The sequence below is a fragment of the Lentilactobacillus otakiensis DSM 19908 = JCM 15040 genome, from assembly GCF_001434145.1.
Classification (GTDB): Bacteria; Bacillota; Bacilli; order Lactobacillales; family Lactobacillaceae; genus Lentilactobacillus; species Lentilactobacillus otakiensis.
This window is the reverse complement of the sequence record NZ_AZED01000011.1, coordinates 424,607-450,321: the sequence shown is the minus strand read 5'-3', so window position 1 is coordinate 450,321 and position 25,715 is coordinate 424,607. Positions and strand designations below refer to the sequence as shown.

24 protein-coding genes and 1 other annotated feature (1 of these 25 cut by a window edge) are annotated in these 25,715 nt (G+C 43.2%); of the genes, 15 read left to right on the top strand and 9 right to left on the bottom strand.

What is annotated here, in order from left to right; all coding sequences use genetic code 11:
- Positions 1-63: a binding site (T-box leader), on the top strand (it extends 167 nt beyond the left edge of the window).
- 74 nt (positions 64-137) lie between these two features.
- Positions 138-1,757: a peptide ABC transporter substrate-binding protein gene (locus tag FD05_RS05810; protein WP_020282156.1), complete on the top strand. Its 1,620-nt coding sequence runs from the start codon at positions 138-140 to the stop codon at positions 1,755-1,757.
- Positions 1,758-1,808: 51 nt separating this feature from the next.
- Complete coding sequence (locus FD05_RS05805; protein ID WP_394804972.1) at positions 1,809-2,501, top strand: gamma-glutamyl-gamma-aminobutyrate hydrolase family protein; 693 nt, start codon at positions 1,809-1,811, stop codon at positions 2,499-2,501.
- Between the two features lie 51 nt (positions 2,502-2,552).
- Here the strand turns inward: FD05_RS05805 and FD05_RS05800 are convergent, their stop codons facing one another.
- The gene (locus FD05_RS05800) at positions 2,553-3,467 is read right to left on the bottom strand and encodes a DMT family transporter (RefSeq protein WP_020282175.1); all 915 of its coding nucleotides are present in this window, start codon (positions 3,465-3,467) and stop codon (positions 2,553-2,555) included.
- 139 nt (positions 3,468-3,606) lie between these two features.
- Here FD05_RS05800 and FD05_RS05795 point away from each other — a divergent pair, with 139 nt between their 5' ends.
- Together FD05_RS05795 and FD05_RS05790 are read left to right on the top strand one after the other, a co-directional pair.
- Positions 3,607-4,989, top strand: a complete 1,383-nt coding sequence (locus FD05_RS05795; RefSeq protein ID WP_020282176.1) for a glutamate--cysteine ligase — start codon at positions 3,607-3,609, stop codon at positions 4,987-4,989.
- Positions 4,990-5,133: 144 nt separating this feature from the next.
- On the top strand, positions 5,134-6,468 hold the full coding sequence (locus tag FD05_RS05790) for a glutamate--cysteine ligase (protein WP_020282177.1): 1,335 nt from the start codon (positions 5,134-5,136) through the stop codon (positions 6,466-6,468).
- An 88-nt stretch (positions 6,469-6,556) separates the two neighbouring features.
- Here FD05_RS05790 and FD05_RS05785 read toward each other — a convergent pair whose 3' ends face one another.
- Both FD05_RS05785 and FD05_RS05780 read right to left on the bottom strand, forming a co-directional pair.
- Positions 6,557-7,423, bottom strand: coding sequence for an aldo/keto reductase (locus FD05_RS05785; protein ID WP_020282178.1), 867 nt, complete (start codon positions 7,421-7,423; stop codon positions 6,557-6,559).
- A 3-nt stretch (positions 7,424-7,426) separates the two neighbouring features.
- Positions 7,427-7,864: a MerR family transcriptional regulator gene (locus FD05_RS05780; protein ID WP_039933478.1), complete on the bottom strand. Its 438-nt coding sequence runs from the start codon at positions 7,862-7,864 to the stop codon at positions 7,427-7,429.
- Positions 7,865-8,022: 158 nt separating this feature from the next.
- Between FD05_RS05780 and FD05_RS05775 the strand changes: the two genes are divergently transcribed.
- On the top strand, positions 8,023-9,003 hold the full coding sequence (locus FD05_RS05775; protein ID WP_039933480.1) for a choloylglycine hydrolase family protein: 981 nt from the start codon (positions 8,023-8,025) through the stop codon (positions 9,001-9,003).
- A gap of 113 nt (positions 9,004-9,116) precedes the next feature.
- On the opposite strand, the gene FD05_RS05770 is transcribed toward FD05_RS05775, so the two are convergent.
- Together FD05_RS05770 and FD05_RS05765 are read right to left on the bottom strand one after the other, a co-directional pair.
- Positions 9,117-9,857: a gamma-glutamyl-gamma-aminobutyrate hydrolase family protein gene (locus FD05_RS05770; protein WP_020282181.1), complete on the bottom strand. Its 741-nt coding sequence runs from the start codon at positions 9,855-9,857 to the stop codon at positions 9,117-9,119.
- Between the two features lie 102 nt (positions 9,858-9,959).
- Positions 9,960-11,336 carry a glutathione synthase gene (locus tag FD05_RS05765; RefSeq protein WP_020282182.1) on the bottom strand — a complete coding sequence of 459 codons (1,377 nt, stop codon included), beginning with the start codon at positions 11,334-11,336 and terminating at the stop codon, positions 9,960-9,962.
- A gap of 156 nt (positions 11,337-11,492) precedes the next feature.
- Here FD05_RS05765 and FD05_RS05760 point away from each other — a divergent pair, with 156 nt between their 5' ends.
- Together FD05_RS05760 and FD05_RS05755 are read left to right on the top strand one after the other, a co-directional pair.
- Positions 11,493-13,244, top strand: coding sequence for an ABC transporter ATP-binding protein (locus FD05_RS05760; RefSeq protein ID WP_020282183.1), 1,752 nt, complete (start codon positions 11,493-11,495; stop codon positions 13,242-13,244).
- Entirely contained in the window at positions 13,244-15,040 is a 1,797-nt protein-coding gene (locus FD05_RS05755) for an ABC transporter ATP-binding protein (protein WP_020282184.1), read from the top strand. The genes FD05_RS05760 and FD05_RS05755 overlap by 1 nt, the downstream gene beginning before the upstream one ends.
- Before the next feature lie 58 nt (positions 15,041-15,098).
- On the opposite strand, the gene FD05_RS05750 is transcribed toward FD05_RS05755, so the two are convergent.
- Entirely contained in the window at positions 15,099-15,533 is a 435-nt protein-coding gene (locus tag FD05_RS05750; protein ID WP_020280543.1) for an Hsp20/alpha crystallin family protein, read from the bottom strand.
- A gap of 163 nt (positions 15,534-15,696) precedes the next feature.
- Positions 15,697-16,131: an Hsp20/alpha crystallin family protein gene (locus tag FD05_RS05745; protein WP_020280544.1), complete on the bottom strand. Its 435-nt coding sequence runs from the start codon at positions 16,129-16,131 to the stop codon at positions 15,697-15,699.
- Between the two features lie 478 nt (positions 16,132-16,609).
- Between FD05_RS05745 and FD05_RS05740 the strand changes: the two genes are divergently transcribed.
- Both FD05_RS05740 and FD05_RS05735 read left to right on the top strand, forming a co-directional pair.
- A complete protein-coding gene (locus tag FD05_RS05740) occupies positions 16,610-17,461 on the top strand; it encodes a hypothetical protein (RefSeq protein ID WP_020280546.1) in 852 nt (283 codons plus the stop codon).
- Between the two features lie 202 nt (positions 17,462-17,663).
- Positions 17,664-18,365 carry a matrixin family metalloprotease gene (locus FD05_RS05735; protein ID WP_020280547.1) on the top strand — a complete coding sequence of 234 codons (702 nt, stop codon included), beginning with the start codon at positions 17,664-17,666 and terminating at the stop codon, positions 18,363-18,365.
- Between the two features lie 48 nt (positions 18,366-18,413).
- Here the strand turns inward: FD05_RS05735 and FD05_RS05730 are convergent, their stop codons facing one another.
- Positions 18,414-19,118, bottom strand: coding sequence for a VIT1/CCC1 transporter family protein (locus tag FD05_RS05730; RefSeq protein WP_039932527.1), 705 nt, complete (start codon positions 19,116-19,118; stop codon positions 18,414-18,416).
- A 26-nt stretch (positions 19,119-19,144) separates the two neighbouring features.
- The gene (locus FD05_RS05725; protein WP_039932529.1) at positions 19,145-19,825 is read right to left on the bottom strand and encodes a VIT1/CCC1 transporter family protein; all 681 of its coding nucleotides are present in this window, start codon (positions 19,823-19,825) and stop codon (positions 19,145-19,147) included.
- 203 nt (positions 19,826-20,028) lie between these two features.
- Here FD05_RS05725 and FD05_RS05720 point away from each other — a divergent pair, with 203 nt between their 5' ends.
- The 6 genes from FD05_RS05720 (at position 20,029) to FD05_RS05695 (ending at position 25,708) form a co-directional block, all read left to right on the top strand.
- A complete protein-coding gene (locus FD05_RS05720; RefSeq protein ID WP_020280550.1) occupies positions 20,029-20,778 on the top strand; it encodes an NADPH-dependent oxidoreductase in 750 nt (249 codons plus the stop codon).
- A gap of 344 nt (positions 20,779-21,122) precedes the next feature.
- The gene (locus tag FD05_RS05715; RefSeq protein ID WP_020280551.1) at positions 21,123-21,785 is read left to right on the top strand and encodes an amino acid ABC transporter permease; all 663 of its coding nucleotides are present in this window, start codon (positions 21,123-21,125) and stop codon (positions 21,783-21,785) included.
- Complete coding sequence (locus tag FD05_RS05710) at positions 21,766-22,455, top strand: amino acid ABC transporter permease (protein ID WP_020280552.1); 690 nt, start codon at positions 21,766-21,768, stop codon at positions 22,453-22,455. Before FD05_RS05715 ends, FD05_RS05710 begins: the two co-directional genes overlap by 20 nt.
- Positions 22,448-23,188 carry an amino acid ABC transporter ATP-binding protein gene (locus FD05_RS05705; protein ID WP_020280553.1) on the top strand — a complete coding sequence of 247 codons (741 nt, stop codon included), beginning with the start codon at positions 22,448-22,450 and terminating at the stop codon, positions 23,186-23,188. Before FD05_RS05710 ends, FD05_RS05705 begins: the two co-directional genes overlap by 8 nt.
- Positions 23,189-23,207: 19 nt before the next feature.
- The gene (locus FD05_RS05700) at positions 23,208-24,062 is read left to right on the top strand and encodes a transporter substrate-binding domain-containing protein (RefSeq protein WP_020280554.1); all 855 of its coding nucleotides are present in this window, start codon (positions 23,208-23,210) and stop codon (positions 24,060-24,062) included.
- A 506-nt stretch (positions 24,063-24,568) separates the two neighbouring features.
- Positions 24,569-25,708, top strand: coding sequence for an MFS transporter (locus tag FD05_RS05695; protein ID WP_235714304.1), 1,140 nt, complete (start codon positions 24,569-24,571; stop codon positions 25,706-25,708).
- Positions 25,709-25,715 lie beyond the last annotated feature (7 nt).

Sequence of the window (25,715 nt, the reverse complement as noted above, 5' to 3'; positions counted from 1 at the left end):
CAGAGGAAGTGTGTTGATGCATGCTTTGAAATAGGGTGGTACCACGATTAAATCGTCCCTATGCAACTTTGACAATTAACCGGCTTGTTAATGCAAACCGGTTTTATTTTTGGAAAAATTCGAGGAGGCGGAAGCTTATGAAAAAGATTGTTGTTTCATTGGTGGGGTTAGTCAGCATTTTGGTGTTGAGTGCATGTGGTAAAAGTAGTTCGAGTAAAGATAGCGGCAATCGAACCTTTCGGACGACAGCCCAGACCAACGTGATCACGGTGGATCCAAACCGGGCAACTGACGTTGGTAGTTATTTGGCCATCTCTCAAGTTGTTGAGGGCCTGTACAAGCAAAATAACCAGGGCAAGATTGTGCCGTCGATTGCGAAAAAAATTGTTCGGCCCACCGACAATGGAAAGACATACACATTTAATTTACGCCGGGATGCTAAATGGAATGATGGTAGTCAAGTCACCGCCAGTGACTTTGTGGCTTCATTTAGACGTCAAGTTGAGCCCAAGACTAAATCTCAACGGGCTGGTCATCTAAGTGACATTTTGAATTATAATGCTGTCAACACGGGTAAAGCTTCGCCTTCCAAACTTGGCGTCAAGGCCTTGAGCAAGTATAAGCTCCAAATTAAGCTCAGTCATCCAGTCCCATACTATAATTCCGTCATTGCGACCCAACTTTATCCAATTAATCAGCGGGCACTGGCTAAATGGGGAAATAAGTACGGGCAGGATTCTAAGCATGCCGCTTCTAATGGTGCCTACGAAATTAAGGATTGGAATTCTTCCAAAGATACTTGGTACCTGGTTAAGAATAAAGATTATTACGATGCAAACAAAGTTGACTTGAAAAAGATTCATTTCCAAGTTGTGAAAACACCGCAAACCAGTATGCGTTTATTCCAAGCAAAAGATATTGACGAAACACAGATTTCTGGAAGCCTGGTTGCGGATGCTAAGAAGCAATTTAAGAGTGAAACTGTGGTTTCTAAATATGGTCAATTAGCCTTTATTCCTTGGAACAATTATCGAAAAACGACTCGGAATTTGAATTTACGTCGGGCTTTGAGTTATGCGATTGATCGGGAATCATTGGCTAAAAATGTTCTAAAAGATGGTTCGATTCCTGCTCAATCCGTTGTGCCTCAAGGTGAAGTGAAGGACGCCAGCGGTAAAGACTTTAACGCTGGGGTTACGCCGAAATTGACGTATAATCTCACCAAAGCCCGTCACTACTTCAAGTTGGCCCAACAAGAATTGGGTAAACAGAAAATCAGTGTTCAGCTGCTGACAGCCGATACTGACGCATACAAGGCGGTTGCTGAATATATTCAATCACAGGCGAAAAAAGTTTCGCCGGAGTTTGATTTAACCGTTCGATCAATTCCATTGCAACAAGAAATTTCAGATTTCAGCGATCATAAGTTTGATGCGGGAACATTAGGCTGGTCAACAGATTTCCCTGATCCAATTGATTATCTCAACTTGGCCGCAAAGGCTGGGGTAATTAACTTTACCAAGTGGACTAACGCGAAGTATCAAAAACTGATTGATCAGATTAACGATACAACCAATCAGACACCTGAAAAGCGGGTGAAATTGCAGCAGCAGGCCGCCTCATTGCTAAATGAGCTGCAGGGTGTTACACCACTTTATCAATACGCCTCTGTTCACTTGAGAACTAAGGATGTTAAAGGACTAGATTACCCACTGATTGGCTACCAAAAGTATGAGTATGCCAGCTGGAAAAAGTAGAGAAGGAGATTTTCATTTATGAACGTTAGAATTGGCATTGCCAGTAACCATTTGATTCATCCAACCGAGCGATTTGGCACGAACTTTATTGACTATATTCAACGAGATTACGTGACTGGCCTGCGTAAAGCGGGCACCCTGCCGGTTGTCTTACCACTTGGGGATCCCAACGAAGCTGAAGATTATATTGCTGGCGTGGACGGGCTACTGCTTTCCGGTGGTCAGGGCGTCACACCCATCTTATATGGTGAGGAACCGCTGGCCGAGGTGGCGGAAACTGACATTTATCGTGACCAGTTTGAGATTGCCTTGATTAAAGCAGCCCAAAAAGCAGGCAAACCGGTGTTAGGCATTTGCCGCGGAATGCAAGTTATCAATGTCGCACTAGGTGGGAATCTTTATCAAGATATTTACAAACAAGCTGGCGCGACTGAAAAGCATAATCAGTATCCAACGTCTTGGGAGATCCCGACGCACCACGTGACGACAAGTGAGAAGTCTTGGCTCCACGAGATTCTTGGAGGCCGGTTTGCGGTGAACTCCTTTCATCATCAGGGAATTCATGAACCTGGAAAAGGTTTAAAAGTGGTTGCCAAAAGCGATGATCAGATTGTTGAAGGAATTGAATCAAGTGACGGTCAGATTATTGGGGTTGAGTTTCACCCAGAAATGATGCGGGAAGTTCATCCAGAATTTCAGAAGATATTTGATTACTTTGCTGAATTGGCTCAGAAAAATAAATAAAGTCAGCAAAAAACGGAAACCATTATAAAATGGTTTCCGTTTTTTGTATCGCTAAGCTTCGGCAGTCGGACTGGTTGTGTAAGCTGCCCAGGCTTGGACAGCCACCGTTCCCAGAATGAGGACTGCACCCATCGTTTCCGGCAAGCCAAAACTGACGCCCAGAAAGACAATCGAGAGAGTCGTTGCTGACAGTGGCTCAAACGATCCCAGGACACTTGCAGTGGTCGGCTGAATGTATTTCAAACTTTGCAGATAGAAGAGGTAGGCAAACATCGTTCCAAAGATGACCACGAAGCCAACGCTGCCATACGTGGACCAGGTAAAGGCAGGCATGTGATCCCAAATTCTATAATATAGACTGAAAGAAATCCCACCGATTAGCATGGACCAGCCCACGATTGGAATTGCGCCGTATTTTCTAAGCAACTTACGTGGTAACAAAGTATACAGAGTCGCACTGACCGCAGCACCTAGCCCCCACAAGAAGCCCCCTAAAGGCATTGTCAGCGTGGTGAGGCGTCCATGGGTAACTAATAGGACAGTCCCGGCCAAGGCCATGATAACCGAAAAGACGTCGATTCGACGTGGAAATCGTCGGGTCCATAATGCTAAATAGATGATAATGATTGCTGGCGATAGGAACTGGAGAATAGTTGCGGTTGCTGCGTTTCCGGCCTCGATTGCCATAAAATATGTATATTGTGATGCTGCCATTCCGATATAGCTAAAGAATAGTAGACTCAGTGAATCTTTTTTATCGTGCCAAACCTTCATTTCTGCTTGTCGATCGGCCACCATACCATAGATGACAAGCAAAATTCCTGAGACCAACATTCTCACTGAAACCAACCAATTTGAACTAACATGGATATCTTCAAATAAAAATTGAGCGACGGTTCCAGAAATTCCCCATAACAATGGCCCCATCATTGCCAGTCCGATTCCACGTATTTTAACATTTTTCACATGATTCACCTCCTTACACAATGAAACAATTATATTACAAAGATAACCGTTTTAGAATAACCCTTTGTAAAATAAAGTGAATTGCGTTAGAGTATCATTAATATTCAATGAAAAAATCTATACATAAGGGGGTCTGATTATGTTTGATAAAATCGGCCAGATTATCTTTAACAATGAAATTGTTGCCAACGCCAGCGATTTTAATATGGGCATTGAAGTCGAAACCATCCGGATTGACTCTGCCGGACGGCTGACCAAGGAACCATATCCCAAAGCACTGGGGAATCAGCGAAAGAACCACTTCATCAAAACAGACGTTTACCAGATTCAGAGTGAAATCATCACGCCTACTGCGCGGAAATCGTTAGATGCGATGCACTATTTGATGGCGCTTAACGATACGTTAAGAAATGCTTTGGAGCCCAACGAATTATTATGGCCATTGAGCATGCCACCCGTGTTACCGCGGGATAAAAGTACAATTCCGATTGCCGATGTCGATCCAAAACAGAAGGCTTACTACGAAAAGTGGATCAAAACCCGAAGCGATACCCAAGGCATTCCCGTCGGTGTCCACTTAAATGTCAGCATTAACGATGACGTGTTAAAAACCGTTTGGCAGGCCGTCCAAGACGACTACGATTCATACGCAGATTTTGTGAACTATATTTATATCAAAATTGCCCAAGGATTTGATTACTATCGCTGGCTGATCACATACTTATTCGGCAACAGCCCAATTGCGGAGAAGAATTTCTTCAAACCGGATGAGGATCAACCGCAACATGAAGTTCGGAGCATTCGGTCATCTAATTATGGACTGACTTCTGATGTCACCCACAATTATCGGAGTGTGGCTGAATACGTTAAGAATATTGAAGCCAACATTGCCAGTGGTGCCTTGTTCAGTGAAGCCGAATATCACTCAAGTGTCCGGCTAAAGACAATGCACGGTGACCTGACAAAAATGGTGACCGATGGGACAGAATATATCGAACTGCGGATGCTTGATCTTGATCCCACAACCGCGCTGGGTGTTCGAACTTCTGCGATCCGTTTCTTCAGAATTTTACTGAGTTACTTCATGATGATGCCGACGCTTGCCAGTGACGACAAGATTAATTTGAAGCTTGAACAGGGTCGGGCCATGAATGAAGTGGTTGCCCTGGAAAGTCCGACCCAGCAAACCATTTATCATCATGAGGCCCAAAACTTCTTGGATCAATTGCAATTGTTTGGTGCTCAAATTCAATGGGGACCAGAATACCAAGAAGTCTTGGATACGATGCAGGACCGGTTGGACAATCCCAATCTGACACCTGCCGCAACACTGTGTGACCATGAAGTTGACGGCTCTTTGATGTCCTATGCGCTTGCCATGGCCAATCGATATCAGAATCGGGCACATGAAAATCCCAATCCGTTTACTGGTTTTGAAGAACAACCAGACATGAACGCTAATGAACTCAGACAACGTTTGTTTGGGGTCATGGGGAAACCTGAGAACTACAAAAACGGTTAGATTCGTTGACAAGCATTGTTCAACTTATTAAAATGTTTGATAATTTAAACGATTACCTCCGCCACATGTAGGTGAAGGCGAGCCGCTGGAAACGTCTTACAAGTAACGCTTGTGGGACGTTTTTTGGAAAAGGATGGTGGGCATATGAAACAAGCAAAAGAAGTTTCTGATTTCATTAATTCAACGGTTGGGTTGGAGGTGGAAACCCACCGAATCAATCGAAATGGTGAATTAAGCCATCAATCATATCCCAAGGGATTATTGAATGAGCGGAAACACCATTTTATCAAGAATGATTTTTTGGAAACCCAGTCTGAACTGATCACACCGCCGACGAAAACGACGTTGAAGGGGTTGAAATACCTCGGCGTTTATCATCAAGCGCTCCGAAGTGAGCTGGCCGGCAAAGAATACCTGTGGCCATATAGCATGCCGCCCAAGTTAAAAGCTGATCATTCTGATATTGTGATTGCCCAGACTGATAAAAAGAGTTACGAATATCGACAGCAGGTGGCTAAAATTCGCAAGATTGAGCGGACAGCCGAAACCGGAGTTCATGTTAATATCGGCCTGACCAAAAAAGGAATTAAAGACTTAATTGCCAAAGACCCGGACGTGAACATTGATGAACTATATTTACAGGCGGCAGTTGGTTTTATGCGTTATCGTTGGCTGTTGACGTATTTATTTGGCGCAACCCCAGTGGCTTTTGAAAATTATTTTGCGCCAGATACCAATGCGCCGACAACGCCGGTTAGATCCCTGCGGAATTCGCATTTTGGCTTTGGCAACGGGTTTATTTCCAGCTATCAAAGTATTCAGCAGTACGTTAACGGCATTTTAAAAGCAGTCGATGATCACCAACTAATCGCTCAACGTGAATATTACGGGACAGTTCGGCTGAAGCGCAGTGATAATGTCCGTGATCTCATATCTAAAGGCATCGCCTATCTGGAACTCAGAATTTATGATTTGGATCCATTCGCACCACTGGGCGTTTCCGAAGATGCCGTTGATTTGGTTCGGTTGATGTTTGCTTATTTCGTGAGTGAACGACCCTTTGATCTGAAAACGGCTGATGCAGATATTGAAAAGGCGGGTCTGAAAAATGATGCAGTTGCTTTGGAAAATCCATTAAGTATTAGTCAGTACCATGATGAAGCTGCGGAATTTATTGAGCGCTTGGAGAAATTCAGTTCTCAAGTTGTGATTCCTTTCAACGCGCAGCACCTGTGTTTCAAATTAACTGAAATGATTGACGATCCAGTGATGACACCCAGCGGTCGGCTGGTCAGTTGGCTTGGAGCTGATCCGAAGCCCATCTTCGAGCAGTTATTGAAATTCGCCAAAGGCTACCAGGATGATCTGATTCATAACCCAGCAATTGGGTTTGAGGCATTGAGCGCAGCTGATCAGCAGGAAATTATGGCAACCTTGAAGAAGGGAATTCCAGTACGAATTAAATCATGGTTCAAGTGAGACGAGCGTTTTAACTAAGTAATATGGCACAGCAAAAAAGGATGAGGCAAAAGCGCAAACTTTTGTTTCATCCTTTTTGAATAGCTGTTTATTTGTCGTCATCTTTCCAACGGCCACCGCCACCCAGACGCTCAACCATCTTGGGATCACGGTGATCAAAGAAGGCGGACTCCTTCATGTCCAAGCTTTGAATCAATTTCATTTCTTCATCAGTCAATTCAAAATCAAAAATGTCGATATTTTGTTCCATTCGTTCCTTATGAACTGATTTTGCCAAGGTGACAACGCCACGTTGATACAGCCAACGTAAGACGACTTGGCCGACGCCCTTGTTGTGATTACCGGCGATTCCACTCAACACATCATTGGTGAACAAACCGTGCTTTCCTTCAGCGAAAGGTGCCCAAGCTTCTGGTTGAGTGCCTAATTTACTCATCCATTCAAGTTCATCGGGCTGCTGGAACCAAGGATTTAATTCAACTTGGTTGACTTGAGGGATGACATCATTGTGTTGGGCAAGGTCAACAAACCGATCAGCGTTAAAATTGGAAATCCCGATGGCCCGGATCTTGCCTTCTTTTTGCAAATCTTCCATTGCCCGCCATGAGCCATAGACATCACCATATGGTTGGTGAATCAAATAAAGATCCAGATAGTCTAACTTGAGTTTGGTTAAGGCTTGTTCAAATTCCTTTTTGGTGGCGTCGTAACCGGTGTCACTCACCCAAACCTTCGTCGTGATGAAAAGTTGATCACGGGGGATGCCGGCTTCTTGAATCGCTTCGCCGACTTCGGCTTCATTTCCATAAGCCTGAGCGGTATCAATTAAGCGGTAACCTGCGGACAAGGCATCTAAAACGGCTTGCTTGGTACCGCCGTTTTCAATTTGAAAGACCCCAAAGCCAGTTGCTGGGATTTCAATGCCGTTATTTAATTTAAATATTGGTGTATTCATCTTTTATTTTTCTCCTTTATCATGTTTCAAAAATGGTTTCTTCCAGAGTTCCTCTGCGTTGTCTTTGTTCATTTCACCGGAATCAAATTTGGCGAGATGATCATCAAACGTGTCGATCTTATACTGAAGGAGGGCCTGGGTTTCCTTCATTTCTGCTAGCTTTTCATTCAGGGTGGTCAGCTGTTCGTGAAGAATATCCTTCTGTGCTGACCGGACAGCACCGCCTTTTCTGGCCAAGGTTGCAAATTCAATTAATGATTCAATCGAAAGGCCAGCGCCTCTCAGACTCTTAGCAAGATATATCCAGTTGAGATCATTAGTTTTGTATACCCGATAGCCGTTGTGGTCGCGTTCCACGGGAGGAATCACTCCGATTCGTTCATAATACCTGAGCGTATCGGTCGACACACCGAGCAATTCGGAAACTTTCTTACTGTTCAACTAACAAGCACCTCCGTTTCTTCACTTACAAATATACTTTAAACCATGGAGTGAACTCCATAGCAAGAAAAAATACTTAAATATCAATTTAATTTTCTGGCAAAACGGATATTTGATGATTGAACCAGTAAACTAGCTTTAAAAGGAGTGATTGCGGTATGTGTACGAGTGTAACTTTTCTATCTGAAACAGGGGACAACTTTCTGGCCCGGACGATGGATTTCGCGTTTGAATTGGATGGCCGTCCGGTTGTCATTCCCAGAAAGCAGCATTTTGCCAGTGATGCGACCGAGTCGGGATATGATACAGTCTATGGCTTTGTTGGCGCCGGGAGAAACCTTGGCAGCTATATTTTAGTTGACGGTGTGAATGAGAAGGGCCTGAGTGCTGCTGCGTTGTACTTCAGCGGCGAAGCAACCTATGCCAAACGACCCAAATTAAATCAAATTAACATTGCGCCTCACGAGGTGCTGAACTGGTTGCTGGGAAATGCGAGTGATTGTGAAGATGTTGGCAGACAACTGTCTCATCTTAATATCGTTGATGCCCCAATTAAGTTGCTTGGTAAGACAACCCCACTCCATTGGATCATTTCTGATCGGTCGGGTGCCTGCTACGTCTTGGAAGTGTTGGCAGACGGTATTCATTATCAAAAGAATCCGGTCGGTGTGATGACCAATAGTCCAGACTTTGGCTGGCATTTAAAGAACTTGAGTAACTATACAGAACTCAAGCCGACGCCACACCCTGTCCGATCATACAACGGACACGAGGTTGCCTCATTTGGACCTGGAAGTGGTGCGTTGGGGATGCCGGGTGATTATACCTCGGTCTCGCGGTTCATTCGAACGGTCTTCATGAGAGAATATACCGACCAGGTTTCCACGGAACAGACGGTCAACGAATTGAGTCACATTTTGAATTCAGTTGAGATCCCCAAGGGTGTGAAAATTAAGCAGGACGGCAGTGAGGACTACACACAGTATCGAGGGTACATGGATATGCAGAATCTGACGTATTATATGCAGCCATACGATAATCAAACAATTTATAAAGTGACCTTATCAGAAGAGTTACTCAATAAAAAGGCGCCAAGTGAATTTCCACTTGATCACCAACAAGCATATGAGCAGCTCTAAGTAGATAGTTACTCATAAAAATTTCAATCAAAAAATCGCCCGCCCATTCCAGTAATCGGAATGAGTGAGCGATTTTTTATCGACTGTGTACCTGTGATCAGTACCATCAGCCGTTATTTTCTAGTCTTATCTGCAACTACTTGGCTGCGGTCAATGAAGTCTTTAAATAACTTCCGTGAATCTTCAAAATGTTTATAGATATTTTCAGGATGCCACTGGACCGCCAAAATCTGGTCATTATCAACTGACTCGATTGCTTCAATCACTTGATCGTCTGCTCTGGCAGTGACTTTCAGGTAAGGTGCCACGTCCTTAACCGCCTGATGGTGTCTTGAGTTGACGTATGGCCGTTGACCCATGATGTCATTCAAACGGCTGTTAGGGTCAACTGTGACGTGATGAGATGGCATGTTGCCAGGGGCTTCTTGTGAATGCTTCAAGGTAGCGTGTAAATCTTGCGACAGATCTTGGTAGAGGGTCCCACCAAGACCAACGTTAATCAGCTGCATTCCGCGGCAAATCCCCATGATGGCTTTGCCCGCAGTCACTGATTGCTTCAAAAGTTCAATTTCAAATAAGTCGCGTTTCAGATAAGTCATACCCAGCTTCTGGAATGGTTCTTCACCATAGAAGGTGGGGTCGACGTCTGCGCCGCCTAGGAAACAGACGCCGTCAAACAGTGTCATATAATCGCGCACGTCTTCGGGATTGACACTTGGAAAAATAACAGGAACACCGCCAGATTTAACAATGGCTTCGATCGCTGGCCGCGGTGCAAAGGCCGCGTTTCGTTCATTAATGACATTGGTTGCCTCGGCAAGCGTGTCTGCAGGTAATGCGATTCTTGGGCGCAATAAAATCCCTCCTCAATAATTGGCTTTCAGTCTATTTGTGTTATTGTACTCCAAACTATTCAATTTACGTGATATTTTGATTGGTGTCAATCTAAAATTAAATTATTTATCGTCCTTAGCCTTGTCTGGCTCCCAACTGCCTTTAAATAATTCTTGCTTCAATTCAGTAGCGGAAAGTTTGGCTTTGCCTTCAAAGCCCTTGAATGGACGAATTGATTGAAGGGCAGATTGTTGGTAACGCTTGGCACGTTTGATGGCATATTCCTCTAAAGAGCCATCTTTTAAATGGGTGATGAGTTTGGCACTCGGTGTGGTGCGCGGATTTTCAACGCGATCCTGCAGATCTTGCAGTTCCTCTTGATATTCAGGCCCCAGTTGAATTCGATCAGCGTACATTTCCAAACTTTGTAAAAATGCCCGGGCATTGGCCTGGTATTTGGAAATATCATTTGGATGTTCTTCAGAAACCTCTTCGTTCATTTTGTCAGAACGGGCAATGACCTTTTCGACTTCTTCTGAATTCATAGCTGGTGACATAATGAAGTAGCTGGCCATTAACCGGAAAAACCTTAATGTATTGGTCCGAATACCAACTGAACTGCTGGGATCCAGGTCAAGCATTCTTAATTCCAGATAACTCACACCAGTTTTGGGAAGTTCGCGTAAGTGGCTATTACCTTTGAATCGAACCGCACCAGGGAATTCATAATCTGAAATAAGTTTGCCGTCAGCGACGCCTTTTTCAATCCGGTTAACATAGCGCTGGACATTGGTGTAATCGCCAGTAAATGGATTTCCGAATCCGTGGGAACTTTGACGAATACTCCGAATAGGGGCTTTTGGCCCTTTGCCAGGCTCGAAATAATTCGCTTCGGCGACTGGACTGGCACCGAACAGATATGTAATGACCCATCGATAACGTAAGAAGCCCTGAGCGATTTTGGCATACAAATAATTCTGTAAGTCGACCTTGGACTTGAAGCGGTCCCCCATGTTATCCAAAACCAAATCGAACACATGGGGATCGATACTTAAGTTGATATGCGCGCCACACGGTGTTCCTTGAGAAAAGCCGTGACGCTTCAACCATTCTTTCAAGTAAGCTTCCTTCTTGGGTCCCATCTTAGCGAGGGGAATCTTACTTTTGTCCTTGGGCAAACGCGGTGGCATTGATAATGGCCACAATAATTCACCGGGTGATAAAGCCGATCGCAAAGCATTGTTAATGCTGAATAAGTAGTGCATCGCGTCCAAGGCATGCGCTGCAGGTGGGGTAACGACTTCGGACATCGTTTCAAGAAAATCATTGGTAATCCATGGGTTGGTCTGCTCGTCACCGGCACCGGCTGGATAGGGCTCCTGACTCAAATTACCGTTTTCGTCGACTCGCTGCATTTCAATTTCAATCCCCATGGTAAAGTCCGAGGTCTTCGCAACAGCTTCGTTATCAAATATTAACTGACCAATTTCACTGAACATGGCATTCCTCCTAGTCTGATTGATTAAAATTTGATGATAATTGATGACAAAATACTAACACTATAATGCCTCATAAGCAATGCTAATAGTGTTATCTAACATAGATTTGTGCTAAAATTATTTTATTTAATTAATTTCTAATTTAGAGGTGGAATCATGAGTATCTTTGTCAAACTGGGTTGGTATTTCAAAAGGGAATGGAGAATCTACCTGGTTGGTTTATTTGGCCTGCTGCTGACGGCACTGGTCGGAATTGTTCCCCCACGGATCATCGGTAACTTGGTTGATTCAATCCATAATGGTAAATTAACAGTTAAATATCTCATGTTTTTGCTGATTGTATTGACGATTGTCTCGTTTGCTCAGTATGGTGCCCGTTATATGTGGCGGACAGCGATCTGGGGTGAAGCGGCAAAATTGGAAAAGGTCCTGCGAAATCGGTTGTTCTTTCACTACACCAGCATGGATCATGAGTTCTTCCAGCGATACCGAACTGGTGATTTGATGGCACATGCCACCAACGACTTATCCGCGATTCAACGGGTGGCCGGCGGTGGTATTTTGCAGTTCGCCGATTCAATGATTACTGGTGGTACCACGTTGATCGCCATGGTGACCTTGATTGATTGGCGACTAACCTTGATTGCTATTCTGCCGTTTCCATTGTTAGCAGTCATGTCACGCTACCTTGGAACTAAGATTCATTTTGCATTCAGAGACTCTCAAGCTGCTTTTTCACGACTGAATAATAAGGGTGAAGAAAGTATTACTGGCATTAAGGTCATTAAAGGATTGGGCCAGCAACAAGAAGATATGCAAGACTTCGACAACCAGGTTGCCAAAACGATTAAGATCAATCGACGGGTTAACTTGTTGGACTCACTTTTTGATCCTATGACAACCATGATCATCGCGCTTTCTTATGTGATCACGATTGTTTACGGTGGCTATTTGGTCACCAGTGGCGCAATTACGATTGGGTCACTGGTTTCGTTCGTCTCATACTTGGCAATGATGATCTGGCCGATGTTTGCGGTGGGGATGTTGTTCAACACCTTGGAACGTGGGAACGCCAGTTATGACCGGGTCATGGATTTGATTAACCAGCAGAGTAAAGTGATTGATGATCCGAATGGTGTGACCACAACACCAAAGGGTGAGATTGATTATGATGTTAAACGATTCTCATACCCTGGGGATAAACGGTTAGCACTGCAAAACATTGATTTCAAAGTGCCGGCTGGCAAAACGGTTGGTTTGGTTGGTAAAGTCGGTTCTGGTAAAAGTACGATTCTACGCTTAATTCTGCGTCAGTTTGACAATTATAAAGGCACCATCAAATTTGGCGGAATTGATATTAAGAAATATAAAATGGATGCCTTAATTCCAGCGATCGGCTATGTCCCACAGGATACTTTCCTGTTCTCACAAAGTATTCGCGAAAACATTCGATTTGCCCGTCCAGATGCGACTCAGGCAGAAGTTGAGCAAGCCGCTAAAAAAAGTGACCTGTATGACCAAATTCAGGCAATGCCTGACGGTTATGATACTGCCGTGGGTGAGGAAGGTATTTCTCTGTCTGGTGGTCAACGACAACGGCTGTCGATTGCCAGAGCGCTGTTGATTAATCCAGAGTTATTGATTTTGGATGATGCTTTGTCAGCGGTTGATGCCGAAACGGAAACCCAGATTCTTGAAAACTTGCACGCAGAGCGTTCAGATAAGACAACAATTATTTCTGCCCATCGATTGAGTTCGGTTATGAATGCGGATGAAATTTTAGTCATTGATGATGGTCAAATCGTTGAACGCGGGACTCACGATCAATTGATGACTCGTGGCGGCTGGTATCACGAAATGTTCGAGCGTCAGGAACTGGAAACCAAAGTGAAGGGAGGCAACAGCTAATGGCTGATTCATCAAAGCATCAATCGGCTTGGTCGAAATCAATTCCGGTTAAGCAGCAGATGCACATTATTGGGCGACTGTTCAAGTATGCTGCTCCCTATAAATGGTATTTCTACTTCTCGGTTTTGTTTGCGATTGCGGTTGCCGTTGTCAACATTCTCCTGCCTCGGATTATCCAGACCTTTATGGATAGTCATTTGGTAGTAGGGCATCCAGACTTTGAGATGATGTGGTTCTTCGCTGGGCTGTACTTCTTTGGTATGTTGGCCAAAGCGATGATGCAGTTTGCTCAGACTTACCTGTATGAAATGGGTGCTGAGTATATGCTCGAAAACACCAGACGGAAACTGTTTGCGAAATTGCACACTTTAGGGATGCGGTACTTTGACCAAACCCCAAGTGGCTCAATCCTCTCACGACTCACCAATGATACGATGGCGTTCGCAAACTTCTGGGCACTGTTCAGTAGTTTGGTGGTCACCATTTCAGCGATGATCTCATCATTTATTGCGATGTACTTGGCGGATGCCAAGATTGCGATGTGGCTACTGGTTTTTATGCCGTTTCTGTTTATGACGGTCTGGTACTACCAGCGATACAGTACCCGAGTTTATCGGCGGATGCGTGAACGGTTGAGTTTACTAAATGCAAAATTGGCAGAAGGAATTACTGGGATCAGTGTTGTTCAGCAGTTCCGCCAAGAAAAACGGATTAACCATGAATTTAGCGATACCAATGACCAGTATTACAATACGCGGCGAGCAATGATTCGCATTAACTCGCTGTTGCTCAACCCAATTATTAACTTGTTCTATGCTTTAGGAACTGTCTTGGTATTGGGGATGTTCGGTGTTCAGGGCCTTCATGGTTATGTGGCAGCCGGAATTATTTACGCGTTCGTCACTTACCTGTCCAACTTCTATAACCCAATGTCTGAAATGATGGATCGATTAAGCGATTTCCAAGATGGGGTCGTTGCCGGTTCGCGAGTATTGCGAATTATGGATGATCAAACCTATGAACCTCAGCAGCACGTCGATCCCAACGCAACGATCACGCGGGGTAAGATTGAATTTAGACATGTCACCTTCTCCTATGATGGTGAGAATGATGTCTTACATGATATTTCATTTGTCGCCGAACCCGGCCAGACAATTGCCTTGGTTGGTGAAACTGGGAGCGGTAAAACGTCGATGATCAATATTTTGATGCGTTTCTACGAATTTGGTGAAGGCGATATTCTGATTGACGATCGTGATATCCGCGATTATTCGATTCAAGAACTTCGTAAGAAAATGGGATTGGTTCTCCAAGAGCCCTTCATGTTCTATGGAACAGTTGCTTCTAACATCCGAATGTTCAATCAAGAAGTTACTGACGAAGAAGTTCACGAAGCCGCTAGATTTGTTCAAGCCGATCAATTTATTGAAGACTTGCCTGATCAGTACGACTCGCGGGTGATTGAACGTGGTGCCAGCTACTCTAGTGGTCAGCGGCAGTTGATTTCATTTGCCAGGACTTTGGTCACTGATCCGAAAATTCTGATTCTCGATGAGGCGACTGCCAACATCGATACGGAAACCGAACAAATCATTCAAACTGGTTTGGCAAAACTTCAAGAAGGCCGAACAACAATCGCTATTGCCCACCGATTGTCAACGATCCAAAACGCTGATTTGATTCTGGTCCTTGAAGCGGGACGGATTGTTGAACGCGGCACCAATGATCAGTTGTTGGCTAAGCATGGGTTTTATTATGATATGATTCAGTTGCAGAATTCGGCGCACCTTGATTAGATAAAAAAATGCACTTCGGAAATTAATCCGAAGTGCATTTTTTTATTATAGCATATAATTAATCAATTTGGATTTGTCCGTTATCTTCATGACTCTCTGCAGCCTTTGGTAACGTAATGGTCAATACACCATCAGTTACTTGAGCTGAGATGTTGTCGCGGTCGACACCAGGCAATTCGTAAGTTCTTGACATAACGCCATGACTACGTTCACTGGCAACGACACGGCCTTGCTCGTCCTTCTTCTCAGAATCACGTTCTTGGTCAATGCTCAATGCCAAATCGCCATGTTGGTATGCCAAGTGGATGTTCTTCTTATTAATGCCAGGGACATCAACTTTCATGATGTAGTCCTTGTCGTTTTCAGTAATGTCGGTCTTCAGATCACCATTAACCATGTAGTCGTTGTCTGCATCAGTTGGGCTGAAGAAACGACGTGCCAAAGTATCAAAGAAAGGATCCATTGCAAAACGGTTCATTAATTCATTTGCCATAATATCTATCTCCTTCGTTGATTATTAATAAGATTAATTAATAAGCGTCAAAGGTGGTGAAATGGGGTCTTTGAACCACGTTCCCCCAAACGAAGCTTTACTGAAGTTTCAAAAGCTAATTGCCTAAATCCCTATCCAACCACTCCAAAATCTGATTTAAAAATTAGTTAATGTCAATGTTTCCGGTTGTATCTTCGCTTTCAGTAACTTTTGGTAATGTGATATCAAGAACACCATTATCAATGTGGGCTGAAATGTTGTCGCGGTCGACACCAGGTAATTGATAGCTGCGTGACATAACACCGTGGCTGCGTTCACTAGCGATAACCTTGCCGTTTTCATCTTTTTGTTCAGTAGCATGTTCTTGGTTGATGTTAATTGAAAGAACGCCATCTTGATAATTCAAGTGAATGTTGTTCTTATCAACACCAGGAACATCAATCTTCAATGAATAGTCTTTATCGGTTTCGTTAATATCGGTCTTAAGGTCGCCAAAGTTCTCGTAATCCTTATCGAAATCAGAAGGGCTGAAGAAACGATGAGCCATACGATCAAAGAACGGATCCAAATCGAAACGATTCATTAATTCATTTGCCATAAATATCTATCTCCTTATTTTCGAAATTATGATTCAAGGTAACGGGGAACAACACTTCACTTTTTTTGTTCCTCCTTAACCTTTCATCTTCTATAATAATCAGTTTTGAAATGAATGCCAGCATTTAGCACTCGAATGTAGAGAGTGCTAAAAGTCGCTTCTTTAGACAAAAAATTATTCGAAGCAGCCATGGTTAGGTACGTTATAATGAGGGATGTTCAAAAGAATTTAAAAGTTTCTTTCCAGGTTGCCAAACGCAATGAATTACATAACTTCACTATGGTGTCAGAACCCGGGATTACTGAAAGATCCTTGAGTTGGTTGACAAATGCCGGCCACTCTCGAAGAACCATTAATGAGAAAAGCAGCCATGTTAAGATGCAGCAGACTGAACACTCTAAAAATTGTAATCGCCAACCAAAAAAGTAGCTATTTTGTAAAGAATCAGATAAACTTTTGAGTGACAGGAGGAACACTTATGAAGAAAAAAGTATTGATTAATTTACTAGTCATTGCCAGTGTTTCATTAGGAGCATTGGGATTAACAACGCTATCTGCATCTGCCAGCAACGTGAAGCGGGTGAGTTCTAGCTATATTAAAAAGAATGGCATTAAGCATCGTTTTTACAGATTAACTAAGAATACCAAGGCATTTATATACTATTACGTTAACGAACCAGGAGCCGTTCGGGATGCATTAACCCATCGTGCAAATATCATCATGCCTAAGGGAACAGTTATTGATTCTCAATTTACAGGTTCAAAGACTAGCAAAAAGGTACTTTACGGGACTGGTGTTGATCTTAGTTATACTTTAAAGTATAAGCTACTTGGTAAAAATCGTTTGGTTGGCGGGCCAACCTTTGCTATTAATTATTCTTCAAATACTGTGCGGATTAAGCGTCCAGGATACATGCTCCCATATGGCAATAATGTACTATATTCTGGCGGGTTAACTGGATTTTCACAGTTTGGAACATATGATAGTAACGCTGTTAAGCTGACTTCGGATGGTTATGTTGAATATTATAAGTATGCTAATCGGCGAGCTGCTGAAAATATTATAAGTGCTTACCAAAAGCAAACTATTCCAACCAGTTATGCTAAGATAAATCGTTCAGTTGTTAAAGGAAATGTGACGTATTTATATTATGGACATAAACTTAAGGGTGTTTCTGACAGCAAGGTTCGCACTAAGGGACATTATCAATATCGATTAGCTATTGCTAATCAGCACACACCTTACCGTTTAAATAATGATGCTTCAGCTAGCGTATACACAATCGGGAATCAGAATTTCTTTACTTTTGTAACGGGATCAAAAGAATAAAAAAGGAAGCTCGTATTGAGGGTATAGATCAGTAACCGGCGTGACAATAAATTTGAAATATAAGGAATTACCTAACTGCTTACGACTGCAAGTGTGAGCAGTTTTTTATGCGTAAAAAAGAGAGTGGTTCAGATAGAAGCCACTCCTTAAGCGCGGTATCATTGGGATGTGCTATGCGGAAGGAGTAAATGAATGAAGCTAGGTGAATGATCATGATCGATCGATTTTCAATAAAAAGTTCATTTGGAAAGCGATTTGGGTAGGTATCGGGACCGTTCTGATCTACCTACTATTCATACTCGCCGGTTTTGCCAGCAAACTATCCCCAGCGTTGCTTGATCAAAAGAATACGCCAACTGAGCAAGTTGACACGACAACAACACCCGCCTATAGTCCTAAAACCAATTTTCACTGGCCCACCAAGACAATCTCCTACTATATTACGAAGCAGACACCAGCACATTATCGAGCTGCCTGGATGCAGGCGGTGAAAGCTTGGAATGCGGTCGATGTTGTGAACCTGATTCCGGCGACTAGGTACAGCCAAGCTGACGTCATTTTGAGTGTGAAACAGTCTTATCACGAAGGTGGCGGTACCGTTGAAAATATCGCGGGTGGCGTTGTCGGCTATACCAGCGAAGCCTTTAGCCATGTGGATGGCGTGCCGTTATTTGTGGATCAAAATAAAAGCTATTTGATTATTGATTCGATGAAGCAAGCTCACTACGATTCGGTCAACGAACAGGCCAGCGTGGCAATGCATGAGCTGGGTCATGACTTGGGGTTGGAACATAGTGACAGTCCTCATTCAATCATGCAGGAGGCGGCACCGACTTATTTGTATAGTATTCCGGAAGTGGATGCGAAGCATTTGGCCCAGTTGTATGATGGGGTGCCGAAATGAGGGTATAAGAAAAGGATTGGATCCAATTTGGATTCAATCCCCTTATTTTTATGCGGCAAGTAAAATACCTAACGAATAGTGAATGATCATCGTGATAATACCAACGATAACGTTTCGAATAATGGCTGTTTTAACCAAACCGTTTCCGAGTCGGGCACTTAAGTAACCGGTTATTCCAACTGACAGACAAACCGCGAAGATGGTTGCCGGCCATTGAAAGGAGACTGGAGATAATGTCATCGCAACAAGTGGAAAGACACCACCAGCTGCAGCCGAAAACAGAGAAGAAAATGCGGCGTTCCAGGGGTTCATATAATGCCCCAATTGTAAATCATATTTGACGTTTACAATGGTTTCTAGTGGCTTTTTACTCATTAAATCTTTAGCGATTTTATTGGAAGTTTCCTTTGAAACTCCTTGATCAACATAATAATCAGAAATAACCTGGATATCAGTGTCATAATCGGTCTTTAAGAGTTGTTCTTCTTTTGCAACAACTGATTTTTCAGTATCCTTTTGGGTACTAACCGATGCATATTCTCCTGAAGCCATCGAAAACGCACAGGCAAGCAAATCGGCTAGCCCGGCGATAAAAATTGTAAATTGATTGGTTGTAGCCACGGCCACACTGAACAACACACCAACAACGGTTAAGATACCGTCGTTTGAACCTAAAACACCGGCTCGAAGCGTGTTCAGCTTTTCTTCCATGGTTTGTGATTCTTTATTATTTTTGGATTTAGCACTGTCCATGCCAGTTCCTCCCATCTATTAATGATTTATGAACCAATTAACGTTCCAATTGTGTAAGTGACCAACATGGTCAAAACGCCAGAAACGATGTTTCGAATCATCCCACGAGTCTTATTTGCATTTCCAAGTTGGGCAGCTGTGTATCCCGTTATTGCTAAGGCGATAATCACGGCAATGAAGGTTGCTGGAATTCGGATGGCTTTTGGGAACATTGTAATTGCTAATAGTGGTAGAATTGAACCTGTTGGAAATGAAACCATCGAAGCAATTGCGGCTGAGAGTGGGTTGGTATATTCACCAACGTTGAAGCCATACTTTTGACGGACAGTTGTTTTAACTGGATCTTTGGTCATCATTTCTTTAGTAGCCTGATGAGCCAGGTCAGTTGAGATACCATCACCCATGAGCTTATGCTGAACGGTGTTGAATTCATTATCATAAGCTGAATTTAATGCAGCTTTTTGAAGACTGATGGCATGTCGTTGTGAATCCTTTTGCGTATTAACAGAAACAAATTCACCCATTGCCATTGAAACAGTGCCGGCTAACATACCTGAAATACCAGAAATAAAAATGGCAAAATTACTTGATGTTGCCCCGGCAACACCGATAACAATACCGGCAACAGAGACGATGCCATCATTGGCACCCATTACTGAAGCTCGTAAAACATTTATTTTTTGAGAAAGCGATCTTTTTTTCGCCATTGTTTCACCTGCTTTGTAGTTTATAATCATTATCATCTAACGAAACTCATTCTACCCCTTTAGACCAGAAATGTAAATTAAAATTACTGCTATTACCGTCTTTTAGAATTTTAAAAGATTATCCATCAAAAGAAAGCGCTAATTTAGAATTGCTATCGAATAGTTAGTTTAAACTTAGGATTTGATAACGGAGGATAGGTACTTTGACGAATGAAGTTTTTGAACAACTAACTCATCATAGAAGTATTCGTGATTTTGAGAATCAAGCGTTGAACCCATCCCAAGTCACACAGTTAATTGATGCTGCCCAGCACGCGTCAACGAGTACTTTTTCTCAACAATACTCAATTATAAGTGTGACGGACGCCAACATTTTAAAACAGATTAGTAAGATTACCGGCCATAGTTGGATGCTAAATGCAGGACACTATTTTGTTATGGTGGCCGACCAATACAGAAATCTCAAGATTGCTGAACAAAATCATACCGACCCGTATATCCTGCATTCAACTGACAAATTCCTTGCCAGCGTTTTTGATGTGGCGATTGCGACTGAGAACATCATGGTGGCAGCCGAAAGTATGGGGCTTGGTGGGACCATTATGGGAAGCATCTTGAACAATCCGCAAAAAATGATTGAATTATTAAATTTACCTGAGATGACATTTCCGTTGTTGGGGATTGCTTTGGGTTATCCAAAAGACAAACCGGAACTAAAACCACGGCTTCCCAAAGCAGAGATGCATTTCGAAAACCAATACAATTTGGGTGCAAACTTTGGCCAGAAATTGGCTGAGTATAATCATCTGATAAGTCTTTATTATCAATCGCGTAGCACGAATGACAGATCAGAAACCTTCAGCCACCACATTGTTTCCGAATTAAGTAGGGATCATAACTTACGTTCAGATCTGTTTGCGATCATTCAAGCACAAGGGTTCATGACTCACTAAACAATTATTAGTAAAAATAGTTGACTTTTAAGGAATTAAACATTATCTTATTAGGTAATCGATTGACAGTCATTTGAATTTCACGATGTTGAAGAGAAGAGTAAGTTGTTGTCTTGCATAAAGCGACCGCTGATAGTGAAAGAGCGGGCAGACATAAGCTGAAAGTGCGCTCGGAGTTGTGATGTTTAATTAAATATGTATTCCAAACGAGGTATTTTGTCTTTAACAGAATACGAAAAAGGGTGGAACCACGGTAATTCGTCCCTGACAGCTGGCTATGCTAGTTGTCAGGGACGTTTTTGTGTTCAAATGACTGAACAAATTTTGTGAGGAGATGATTGAAGATGAGCAGCTGGACTATTATCCAACAAAGTTTGCCGATGTTTGGCAAAGGATTTGAATTGACCCTTTGGCTATCGTTCGTCGGTATTATTGGATCCATCATCGTTGGCATAATCGTTAGCCTGCTTCAATATTTCAATGTGCCGGGCCTCCATCAACTTGCATCGATCTATGTTGAAGTATCCAGGAACACGCCGTTGTTGATTCAGCTATTTTTCTTGTATTACGCGTTTCCGGTGATTGGCATTAAATTTAATGCTGAACTCTGTGGGATTATCGGATTGATCTTTCTTGGTGGTAGTTATATGGCCGAAGGATTCACCGGTGGTTTCAATGGCGTCTCCAAAGGTCAGCTGGAATCGGGTAAGGCAATCGGGTTAAGCCGTTGGCAGCTCGCCAGGTACATTGTGTTTCCACAAGGCTTTTCACTTAGTGTTCCGGCAATGGCTGCTAACATCATCTTCCTCATTAAGGAAACGTCGATCTTTACGGTCATTGCCATTCCGGAATTAACCAATACCGCTTTGGATCTGATCGGCATGTATTACCGCTCCAACGAGTACCTATTTGTACTGGTTGTTGGCTACGCGATCATTTTAATTCCGTTATCAATCATTTTGACTTTACTAGAAAAGAGGGTTCGCTATGGATCATTCGGGAATTAGTGTTTTATTCGAAGGAACCAATTTTGAGCGGTTGCTCGGTGGACTCTGGGTAACGGTCAAAATTGCGGCGGTGGCTTTAATTGTCGGCTTAATCTTAGGAATTGTTTTGGGTGTTTTACGGACTTTCAAAAATCGACCACTACGCGTTATTTTGCGGTTGTACTTGGAATTCTTCCGAATTGTGCCGACAGTTGTCCTGCTATTTTTGTTCTATTACATTTTGCCTCGCGAGATGAACTTCAATTTACCTGGAGATCAACTTGCAACCTTGGTGTTTGCCCTTTGGGTGGCCGCTGAAATGAGTGATATTGTCCGCGGTGCCTTAATATCCGTCCCGCAACATCAACGAGAATCCGGCAAAGCAATTGGCCTCAATCGTTATCAGTTGTACCGTTACGTATTGATCCCACAAGCCATCAGTTTGGAAATCCCGGCCACCATTAATTTGGCAACTCGGGTGATCAAGACAACTTCCTTGCTGATGTTGATTTCGGTGATGGATGTGATTAACATTGGCCAGCAAATCATTGAGGCGAATAACCACACGCATCCAACCGGCGTTTTCTGGGTTTATGGATTGATATTTCTATTCTATTTTTTAATTGATTATCCACTTTCTTGGTGGGCAAAGCGGTTAGAGAAGAAGAGATTGGAGCGGGCAAATGGTTGAGCAGATTTTACAAGTTGAACACTTAGAAAAGTATTATCAAAAGAAACATGTGCTGCATGACATTAATTTTCACGTTGATAAGGGTGAAGTGGTGACGTTATTAGGTCCATCCGGATCAGGTAAAAGTACGTTGATTCGCTGCTTAAACGGTTTGGAGGAATACCAACAGGGAACGATCACTTTCGAGGGGAAGCAGATTAACCCGACCGAGAAAAATTGGCAGCAGATTCGCCAAAAGATCGGGATGGTCTTTCAGAGTTACGACCTATTTCCAAATTTGACGGTGATGGATAATATCTTACTTGGCCCCACAAAGGTCCAAAAACAAGATAAATTTGCGGCCAAAAAGGAAGGCTTGGATTTACTGACCCGCGTTGGTCTGGAAGACTATGCCAATGCATATCCACGTCAGTTGTCCGGCGGGCAAAAGCAACGCGTCGCAATTGTTCGCGCACTGGCCCTTCATCCAGACTTCATGTTGTTTGATGAAGTGACGGCTTCTCTGGACCCGGAAATGGTCCGCGGCATTCTCAATATCATCCAGGATTTGGCCGATGTCGATCACATGACGATGATTGTTGTCACCCACGAGATGAACTTTGCTCAGCAGATTGCTGACCGAGTGATCTTCCTGGAAGATGGCCACATTTTGGAACAGACACCGTCAAAGCAGTTTTTCAGTGCACCACAAACCAAACGCGCACAAGAATTTTTAGACAGTATGGATTTCTAATATCGAGGAGGAAAATTTCATGAAGAAAAAATCATTCGCACGCATTATTGCTGTCGTCAGTGTCTTCGCTGCTTTATTACTGGTATTGACCGGGTGCGGTAACAGCAAGAAGTCGAGTTCAGAAAGTAATAACCCAAGTTCTGTTCAGCAGATTAAAAAGAACGGCACCATCCGGGTTGCAGTTTTCGGTGATTTACCCCCTTATGGCTGGGTGAACAAAGACGGCAAACGGGTTGGATATGATGTGACCCTTGCCCATCAAGTTGCCAAAGATCTTGGTGTGAAAGTGAAGTTCGTTCAAGTGAACGCCAATAACCGGGTGGACGCTTTGAACTCTAACAAGGTTGACTTAGTACTTGCCAACTTTACGGTCACCCCAGAACGGAAACAGGTGATTGATTTTGCCAAACCATACATGAAGGTTTCTGTTGGCGTTGTTTCACCTAAGAATAAGGCAATTACCAAGGCTAGCCAGTTACAGGGTAAGAACGTGATTGTCACCAAGGGAACCACTGCTGAGAACTACTTCACTTCCAAGCAGCCAAACGTGAAATTGCTGAAGTTTGATTCTAAGACTCAACAATTTAACGCTTTGAAGAATGGACGTGGTGTTGCCCTGGCTGACGATAACTCTTACTTGTATGCATGGTCCAAAGACAATCCTAGCTACACCGTTGGAATCAAGAGCATTGGACCTAAGTCTTATATTGCGCCAGCTGTTAAGAAGGGCAACAAGTCACTTCTTAACTGGACTAACAAAGAAATTGATAAGTTAACCAAGCAAAGCTTCTTCGTCAAGGATTACAACACTCAGTTGAAACCATACTTCGGTAAGGAAGTTAAACCATCAGATATTGTGTTACCAGTTAAATAGATTTCGACCAAGCAGTCAGGACTTTGGTTCTGGCTGTTTTTTTGATCCGAATCTGAAGATTAAAATTAGATTAGAGTTGACGAATGAATTCTAATATGGTTTAATGAATTCAACATTTCAGGAAAGGGATTATATCTATGAATACTCAACTTCAACAATTGAATGCCTATTATTACGGCTATGCATGGTTTAAGTAGCGCTCGTGAGATGCGGGCGCACAACGCGTTCGCGTCTAACCTGGTCAAAGTCGTAACTTTGTTGTTGCCAGCTAGACGCTAGAGTCTAGCCGGATGGGTATAATTTCTTAAGCGAGTATTTAAGAAAGCAGCCAGCTGGATTCTAATATCCGGCTGGCTTTTTATTTACTTACATACTTGGGAGAGTGATTATGATGACAAAATCAAATAAACGCAGACTATCAATGGCCTTATACCTGAACTACCTGGTTCATGGCATTGGACTGATTTTTAACTCAGAATATGCAGGCGCTTGGTGGCTTCTGGCATGTGCCGATCGCAACGGTTTCTTACGTGATTTCTGGAATCGGGATTGGGAAATTAATCGCCTACTTCTTGTTCGGCTACTTATCCGACCGATTTGGTCGGCGTAAACTAGTACTGACTGGCACTTTGAGCTACATGGTCTTCTTCATCGGCATTCCATTTACCCATAACATTGCCGTCGCCTACCTATTTGCGATTATTGCCGGGGTTGCCAATTCTGCTTTGGATTCGGGGACTTACCCCACATTCGTTGAAATGGGCGGCAATTCCAGCGCATCCAACGTCTTCATCAAAGCATTCATGAGTTTGGGAGAATTTATTTTACCACTGTTCATTGCCACCCTCGAAGCCCGTTCACTCTGGTTTGGCTGGTCATTTATCGGCGCTTTACTTGTATTGATTGTGAACCTGTTCGTTCTCCGAGGTGCTCATTTTCCCGACCGGAATCATACCGATGAGGCCTTCAGTGAGGCCCATCAATCGCTCTCCAAAGTTCGCAGAGTCATTGCCACAATTGCCCTTGCCTTGTACGGATACACTACTATGGCCATTATGATTCTCTTCACCCAGTGGATTAGTATGTTTGCGACCAATGATCTCGGATACAGCTCCCTGGTATCTCATGGCTTGCTGTCACTGTACAGTATCGGTTCGATTAGCGGTGTGATTGTCATGTTCATTCTATTAAAATTAAACTTTACAGAAACCAAATTATTAGTTGTCACCAACACAATTTCATTGATCGCCATCCTAACGGTTACCCATGCTTCGACCGTCATTATGACTTCGATTGCCTGCTTCGTCTTTGGATTTACCGCTGCGGGTGGGGTGATGCAAATCGCATTGAACGTCTTATTGAAAATGTTCCCGACTCACAAGGGCGTCATTACCGGAACTTACTTCACTTTCGGGAGTATTGCGACCTTTACCATTCCAATTCTGACTGGAATCTTATCGCAAACCAGCATTCAATCCGTCATGAATTTTGACGTTATGATTGGATTGGTTGGCACGGTACTGGTAATCGTAACTGCTTTGGCAATCGGTACCGGAAATGTCTTTGTTCACGCGGGACACTCCGTGATGTCAATGCTTCACGTGGGTGTTACGCCAGTTGGTCAGGGACAATCCAAAGATAACTAATTCTCGA